General features: G+C 35.3%; 7 protein-coding genes. 1 reads left to right on the plus strand and 6 read right to left on the minus strand.

The genetic code is table 11. The features are described 5' to 3' along the window. Window positions 1-76 precede the first annotated feature (76 nt). The 6 genes from asnS to G396_RS0109010 all read right to left on the minus strand — a co-directional run bounded on the left by asnS (window position 77) and on the right by G396_RS0109010 (window position 7723). The gene (asnS, locus tag G396_RS0108985; RefSeq protein ID WP_028125772.1) at window positions 77-1375 is read right to left on the minus strand and encodes an asparagine--tRNA ligase; all 1299 of its coding nucleotides are present in this window, start codon (window positions 1373-1375) and stop codon (window positions 77-79) included. A gap of 38 nt (window positions 1376-1413) precedes the next feature. Further along, window positions 1414-1899, minus strand: a complete 486-nt coding sequence (locus G396_RS0108990) for a PepSY domain-containing protein (RefSeq protein ID WP_028125773.1) — start codon at window positions 1897-1899, stop codon at window positions 1414-1416. A 177-nt stretch (window positions 1900-2076) separates the two neighbouring features. Next, a complete protein-coding gene (locus tag G396_RS0108995; protein WP_028125774.1) occupies window positions 2077-4626 on the minus strand; it encodes an exonuclease domain-containing protein in 2550 nt (849 codons plus the stop codon). Next, window positions 4626-5861: a CCA tRNA nucleotidyltransferase gene (locus tag G396_RS0109000; protein ID WP_028125775.1), complete on the minus strand. Its 1236-nt coding sequence runs from the start codon at window positions 5859-5861 to the stop codon at window positions 4626-4628. Before G396_RS0109000 ends, G396_RS0108995 begins: the two co-directional genes overlap by 1 nt. After that, window positions 5851-6411 carry a YpiB family protein gene (locus G396_RS0109005; RefSeq protein WP_028125776.1) on the minus strand — a complete coding sequence of 187 codons (561 nt, stop codon included), beginning with the start codon at window positions 6409-6411 and terminating at the stop codon, window positions 5851-5853. Before G396_RS0109005 ends, G396_RS0109000 begins: the two co-directional genes overlap by 11 nt. Beyond that, window positions 6398-7723: a tetratricopeptide repeat protein gene (locus G396_RS0109010; RefSeq protein ID WP_028125777.1), complete on the minus strand. Its 1326-nt coding sequence runs from the start codon at window positions 7721-7723 to the stop codon at window positions 6398-6400. Before G396_RS0109010 ends, G396_RS0109005 begins: the two co-directional genes overlap by 14 nt. Window positions 7724-7958: 235 nt before the next feature. Here G396_RS0109010 and G396_RS0109015 point away from each other — a divergent pair. Next, the coding region (locus G396_RS0109015; protein WP_028125778.1) for a helix-turn-helix domain-containing protein at window positions 7959-8178 on the plus strand (220 nt) is incomplete at its 3' end.

The raw sequence follows: 8178 nt of genomic DNA on the forward strand, positions 1-8178 counted from the left end.
TCGCTTAAAAAAAGGAAATGGTAAAAATCTCATTTTGAGACTTAAAACCATTCCTTTTGAGCATCATTTTCCTATTTTATGGATAAATCCGATTTAAAAGACGTGGGAATGGGGCTGTTTCACGAATATGTTCTATACCAGATAACCATGCCACGGTCCGTTCTAGACCAATACCAAAGCCGGAATGAGGGACAGTACCATATTTACGTAAATCTAGGTACCAAGCATACGTATCCAAGTCTAACCCAAATTTTTCAATGTTTTCTGCTAATGTCTCATAATCGACTTCCCGTTCAGAACCCCCAATTATTTCACCATACCCTTCTGGTGCGATTAAATCAGCACAGAGGACAGTTCTAGGGTCTTCTGGATTAATTTTCATATAGAATGGCTTGATACCTTTTGGATAGTTCAAAATAAAAACAGGCTTTTCATATTGGTTGGCAATAAAGGTTTCATGTGGTGAACCAAAATCATCGCCCCACTCAATATCTTCGAAACCATTCTTTTTCAAAAGACTAATCGCATCCGTGTAAGAAATTCGTGGATATGGTAATTGGGTGTATTTTTCTAATTGTTCAATATCACGTTCTAATGTCTTTAAGGCTAACTGACAATGTTCAATCACATTTCTTACTAAATAAGCCACATATTTTTCTTGTACTTGTAAACTTTCTTCATGTTCAACAAAAGCCATTTCGGGTTCCATCATCCAAAATTCAATCAAATGACGACGAGTTTTAGATTTTTCTGCACGGAAAGTTGGACCAAAGGAGAAAACTTTACCAAAGGCCATAGCTGCTGCTTCCATATATAACTGGCCACTCTGTGACAGGTAAGCATCTTCTTCAAAATATTTGGTGTGGAATAATTCTGTAGTGCCTTCAGGAGCTGAACCCGTTAAAATGGGTGGATCTACTTTAATAAACTCATTCTCCGCCATAAATTGATATGTTGCTCGAATAATTTCATTCCGGATTTGTAAAATCGCATGTTGTCTTGAAGACCGTAACCATAAGTGACGATGGTCCATCAAGAAATCCGTTCCATGTTCTTTGGGCGTAATTGGATAATCTTCAGAATGACCAATAATTTCAAAATCAGAAACCAGTAACTCATACCCTAAAGCTGACCGATCTGAAGCTTGTACGGTTCCACGAAGTTTAAGTGAACTTTCTTGTCCAATATGTTTGACTTGTTCAAATAATTCAGGCGCGACTTGGTTTTTTAAAATAACTGCTTGAAAATAAGCAGAGCCATCACGTAATTGTAGAAAGGCTATTTTACCTGAGCTCCGTTTATTAGTTACCCAAGCATTAACTACCACTTCTTGGTCTAAAAATCTTGCCGCATGAATCATTGTAATTGTTTCCATTAATAACTTCCTTTCTTTGATAAAGCCCCTGCAAGGAACTAAAGATTTGAAATAACTTGAATGTTTTGACCATTCTTGGCATTTATATAGTAATAGGTCATCTTTGCTTCTTTAGTTTTAAAGGTGATTTCCCATACAGGTTGACCATCCAATAAACCTAAACGTGCAGCTACGATATCTTTTAAATTGTCTTCATTATTGGCCACTGTAATTGACTTAGCATCTGCTTCAGAAATAATATCTTGTGGACTAAAATAATGAACATCGCCCCCATCTCGAGCGACGATGGCATAACTTTGCTTATTCTCTTCATTTTGATAGTCTAATGAAAAGTAAGTAGCTTCTGTTGTCGTTAACCAGTAAAATTTATTTACTTTTTTAACATCATGATCTACCTCAACCAACCGAACGGTTTCTTGTTTAGCTTGATTGATTGAGCGTTCACTTGCCATAAATATTCCTATAAAGGCTAGTAAAATCAAGACAATTATTAAGGTTAAGACATTAACGGTCCGACGACTCAAAGGCACTGCCTCCTCTATTTTTCAATGGTCTAATCATACCATACTTACTGAATCCAATCTATCTCTTTTCTTTTCTCATTCGCCTCAAATCTAAGCTAAAAAAACTTAATGACAAAATTTAATTTACTTGGAATTTACCTGCACTTATATGGGTCTAGGTTGACCCAGCATAAAAAATTAGGCAAAAGAATCAAAGTATTCGAAACTAAATTCAGGCCCTAAACTTTCATGAATGATACTTGAATAGGCTTGCGTGAAGAGACGGTCATCATAAATAAACATTTCATTGTCATGCAAATTATTGGCCACAGCAACCAAAATTTCTTTTAAGGTTTGAATCATTTGAGGTAATAATTGATCTTTGAAAATATCAGTTTCTTGACCATAATAATCCTGAATTGCTCGCATCCCTGCACTTTCTAGTGAAAGAAATGGTAATTTTAATAGGTGAACCTGAACACTGGGACTTATTTCTTGCCAATCATTCGCCATAAAATCACGCCAAGTAATTAATAAAATTGCCTTTTGGGCTTGCTTAAAGTGCCGGCATACTTTACGTAAACTCCCTTTATATCCTTGGGCAAGAACTACATAATTATGACTAATTAAATCTTGATTTAGGACTTGAGGATAAGTAGCCTGAATTTGTTCTTGCGAACTAGCAATCACAATCATTTTATTAGCCAAGCTAGTCTGTGAATCTAGTAAAAAATTAACAAAATTCTGGACATATTTATCTCTTGGCCGCTGCTTCTCAAGCTCATCAGTATAAAGAACAGGTACCTGAATAGTATTTTGGATTGGTAGTTTTAATTCATAATTTTCATAGACAAAATTAGCTTGGTTTAACCAACTATCATTTCCAACTTTTTGATGGTAACGATAATTCCCTTTAGAAAATGCTAAACAAGCTTGATTAGATAAATAGTTTGAAAAGTCTAGAATCTGTAAAGAACGTTTTCGTAATACTAAGTGGTAGGCCTGGCTTTGAATAATATCGCCCTGCAGAACTAAAAATTCTTTACCCCCTGTCTTCTGTATGTATAATTGAACAGTTTGACTATATCTTTCAAGTAAATTACTTAAATCAAAGGCCAATTTAGGAGCTAGGCCAGTCAAACTGGGTACAAGCTGCTTTTTTGCTTGTTGACTTTGTAAATAAAGCTGTTGCAATAAAATTTGAATATTCTTAGCTATTTTATCCTGGTTTGCAAAATAATAAGTACGCGGTAGGCTTCCTAGGCTATCCTGGTCTGCTTCTTTCAAAATGTAAGGCTCCAATAAATCAATTAACTGAAATACAGTCTTTTTTAAGCCAAGCAATAATATCTGTTCGGCATGCCCCACCTGATTTAAACTTTTTATTCTGTCCGAAAGATTTACAATTTGAGTAAAATAAGAAGACAATGGAATACTCGCTTGTTCCTGATGTCTAGCTACTTGAATCCAACTTTCAATATTCGAAATATAAAGTTGGCACTTATCTAGCCCCAAGTCCTGATAGATAGACTGAGTCACTAACTTCATCCAATCATAGTATCGCATGATAATCAAAGGATACCGACTAACCGTTTTAATCATATTCATAGCAAGCGATTTATTTTCCTGATAACTTGATTCTTCTCGTATTTGTCTTACAACGGGACTGGATGCAATCTCTGAATGTAAATCGGATAAGTCGCCACTTTCTTGATTCGATAACCAATAAATTAAAGCGGCCATCACGATTAATTCTTGTTGATTTAAGCGCTCAAGGTCTTGCCTGTTGACTAACCGATATAAATTAACTGCATAGAGAAAATTTTCTTGATTTTTATAAATTGCCCCGAAATCGCCCTCATTTATTGTTTTTAAAGCATGATAGAAATAATCTGCTTGCTCCAAATTTTCAACTAACAGGATAATTTGTTTTCTCTGATTTAAACCAGCCTTGACGCTTGCTACAATTGCTTCATCCGGTATCGGAAGATGTTTATTTTCCATAATTAGGTGAGGATCATTTTGAAAACAAGCTTGTGCATATTCACCAAATGACATCATTACTCTTGATAAGTTTTGACCTACTTCTTCGTTAGCTTGAAGACTTGTAGCTAGACTGAGCCCTAACTTTTCTTTATTAAAAATTAAAAATTGTTTAGTTTGGTCTAAAATCATGACCTCATCATTCGGCAAATGTTCTAGGTAGGGGCGCAAGCAATCCAAGCTTTTAGCTTCGGCTTGAATTATTAACTGGGCTATCCAATCCAAGAGATAGGCGGTGATTTTGGCATCAGCTAAAGCTTGGTGGGCCTGATCAAAAAATAGGTTCATTTCCTGACTTAAATCGGTTAAATTAAATCCAATCGCTTGAGGCATAAATATTTTAGCTAGCTTAACTGTATCTATGGCAGGAGGGTTAAAGTCTAAACCAAAATGATGAAAACATTGTTTCAAAAACCGTAAATCAAAATTTATATTGTGGGCAACAAAAATAAAGTCCTTTAAGCGATAATGCCATAAATCAATCACTTGACTCAGATGGGGAGCTTTTTGAACCTGTTCGTTACTAATTCCTGTTAATTTGGAAATGTGACTGGGAATAGGCATATTGGGATTAATCAACATATCATATTCTTTTGTCACTTGCCCTTCTTCAATAATTAAGGCTGCAATTTGAATAATACGATCCCCTTGGTCCAAATTAGGTCCGGTCGTTTCAATGTCCACAATTGCTATCGGTGTGGTCATTATTCACCACCCCCTTGCCAATTTTCTTTAACAAAAGAGATGATAGCCTCTTGTTCATTACTTAATTCGCCATGCAGAATCTTTGCCTCGATTATTGCCAAGATTTGACCAATAAGTGGCCCCCCTTGTTTGAGCTCCAGAGCTGCCATAACATCCTTTCCATCCACCAGCATATCTTGTCGATCTTGCATAGGTAAGCTGGCTTTGATTTCTACAATATCTTTACTCGTCTTTTCCCCCAGAAATAATCGGTAAGCTTGTACTGGTTCTAATAAATTCAAATTATAGGCATAAGCCGTTTGACTAGACCAAAAAAGCTCCGTCTCAAAATGCATCAGAGTATCAAAAGCCAGGACTTGGTCTATAAATTTATTTGAAAAAGTCCATTTTCTCAGCATTTTTTTCATCTCTGCTTGATCTAAGCCTAGCTTTTGCAAAAAAAGCATCCAGACAAAGCTCTCTTCATTAGCAAAAAATTGATTTCTAGTTTCTTCTAACAAGTCACTTAATTCTGCTATTGCTGAATCTACCTTTCCTTGAGGAAGTGGCAAATACTCACTTAGGTTAGAATCTAGGAAATATGGTAAGGCAGTGTGAAGGTATGACCCTAATAAAAATTTAGAAAATTCAATCCGAATCCTTTCCATAGAAATATATTTCAAGGTTGGAGCTAACTTCTGAATCGCCCGTAAAGTCGTTTCCTCAATCGCGAAACCTAATTGACTGGCAAATCGGAGCGCACGCATCATCCTTAAACCATCCTCTTGGAAGCGGGCTTCAGCGTTCCCCACGGCCCGAATACGTTCAGCTTTTAAATCCTTTAAACCGTCATGAAAATCATAAACTTGACCTTGGCGATCAAGTGCCAGGGCATTTACCGTAAAATCACGCCGTAAGGTATCTTCTTGTAGATTCCGTACAAAAGCCACGGAGTCTGGCCGCCGATGGTCACTGTACTTCCCTTCAATCCGAAAAGTCGTCACTTCATATGGCACTTGGTCCCACATAACAATAATGGTTCCATGTTCTTTACCCACATCAATGGTATGCTTGAAAATTGCTTCAATCTCTTGTGGTTGAGCTGAAGAGGTAATATCAATATCGTGGATAGGTAAACCAAGTAGCGAATCCCGAACACAACCGCCAACAAAATAAGCCTCATATCCATGAGACTCAATTTGAGCCATGACAGGCATGGCCGCTTTAAATAATTGATTATCTAAACTAATCTTCATGAGACCATCCTTGATTTTCTCTACCTTTGCTTAAGTCTTCTATCTGTTTTAATAAATAGTCAACTTCTTCAAAATTGTTCACTTCTAAGGCCCGATTAATGCCTGCTTGAAGCTCAGTCATTTTAGCTTGAAAACTCATCTCAAATAGATATTCATCTAAGTCAGCTTGATTATTTTCCTGAGGAGTGAAGGGATTCTCTTCAAAAACATCGAATTTCATTAACTCTTGATATAAATTAGGAATATTTAATTCAATATAATAAACAGGTTCGTCAAATCGGCCTGACATCCGCAAATCATGAAAGGCTTGTTCTGACAAGGTATATGATAATTGATCTTTGTAATATACAAAAGGTTGATCACTATTGCGATAATAAGAAATATAAAGACCCCGAGGTGCATATTTACAATTTTCAGAAAACTCGATTCGATTAAGCAAATTAGGTTGGGATGCGATATATTTTAATAGATAATTTACAGAAGGATTAGCATGTCTATAATGTTGCATTAACCATTCAATAAAAGCCCGTTTATTTTCATTCTGACTCATCTTCTTCACCTTGCTTTATATTCTCAATTTGTTTTTGTAAAAAATTCCGATAAGCTTTTACTTTCTCAGTGTAATAAAAACTCCGCTGATTCTTCTTAATCAAATCAAGTGCTGCTTGTCCTTGTCCCCTATTATACATGAATTTAGCATAATCATACACTAATTTGGGTTGATTTTCATAGCTTGCCAAGGCTAATTCATACTGCTCAACCGCTTGAGTATCCATTCCTAAAGCTTGGAAGGTCTTGGCATAGTAATAATAATTATCTAAATTAAAGATGGGACTAATCATGTTAGTTTTCAAAAAGTGTAAGGCATACTTAGGGTCTTCTGCTAGATAATAATCCATGACCAGCCCTAAACTTTGATAAGCTTCTTCTGCTTCTTCAAGATAAGGTAAGTATTCAAGTAAATGCAAAATTAATTTTTTAGGTAAATATTTTATATCTTTGCCAATCTCAACCAATTGCATTATCTCTGGGTCATCATAAGCCATTTGATCTAATAACCAATCTATTTCAGCCTTTAATCCACTTTGACCATTCCCTAATTGATAATTAATTTGTAAAAGTAAATGCCGATTGGGCAAATAATCAGGATTAAAAGAATAAGCTAATTGGGCATAGTCAAGGGCCATTTGATAATCATGAATAGCAAAGTAAAAACGAGCAAACAGATAAGCTTCTTCTATACTCTTTATGGGTAAATTAGGATCAGTAATCATCTTAGTCACTTTTTCAGCCTGAATCAATTCTTGTTCTAGCTCCAAGGCAACCAATGTCATTCGACTTGTCCTTTGCAAACTTTCACTGCGTTTAAAATAGGTCCAAAGACTTTCAAGGTAAGGTTTTGCTTCTGCAAACATATGAGCATCTATATAATAATCGGCTAAGTCTAAATAAGCAGCCGCATAAGTTGGAAAGTCTTTAATTAATTGACGATAAAGACTAATGCCTGCTTTTTCATGTCCCATGGCTAAGTATACTTGACCCAGAATACGTTTTGCTTTGCGTGATCGTTTCGAGTTATGAATACGATTTAACCAAGCATAGGCTCGTTCAAAATCTTGTAAGGAAAAATAAATTTCTCCTACAAGGAGGCATAAACGATAGTTAGGTTTAATTTGATAAAGGTGATTTAAAATCATTAAAGCATAATCATAATTAAAATGTGTTTGATAAAAAATAGCTAATTCAAGGAGACGTTTATAAACTGAAGAAGGATGATCTTCTTCACTATAATACTGGCTTAACCATTCTTGGGCTTGGCCTTGTTGAACTTGTAATTCAAATAAATCTGCTAAATTTGGCATGGTATCCTCCTAAAATCTACTTTTTATCAGGCAGACTATTATATTATTATACTACCATAATACTGTTACTGACTCTAGAGTAAGATTCTTCCGAAAGTTATTTTTCATTAAATACTATCAACTTATAACATTTTAAAATTTTTATAATAAAAATTTAAACAAAAAAATAAGGCCAGTATAATTGTAGTGCCCCCAAAAAGTTGGACCAAAATCTAACTTTTTGGGGGTATTTATATTGTCAAAATATAGTTATGAATTTAAACGAAAGATTGTTGAAGAATACTTAGAAGGAGCAGGCGGTTACAAATATTTGGCAAAAAAATATCAGGTTAAAAGTGATAGTACCATCCGAAAATGGGTTAATGCTTACCAAACCCTAGGTGAGGAAGGACTATTGCGTTGTCGACAAAATAAAGTTTATCCTGTTGAATTCAAGTTAGAAGTAGTACAATCTT

The organism is Eremococcus coleocola DSM 15696, from assembly GCF_000428865.1.
GTDB classification, from domain to species: Bacteria; Bacillota; Bacilli; order Lactobacillales; family Aerococcaceae; genus Eremococcus; species Eremococcus coleocola.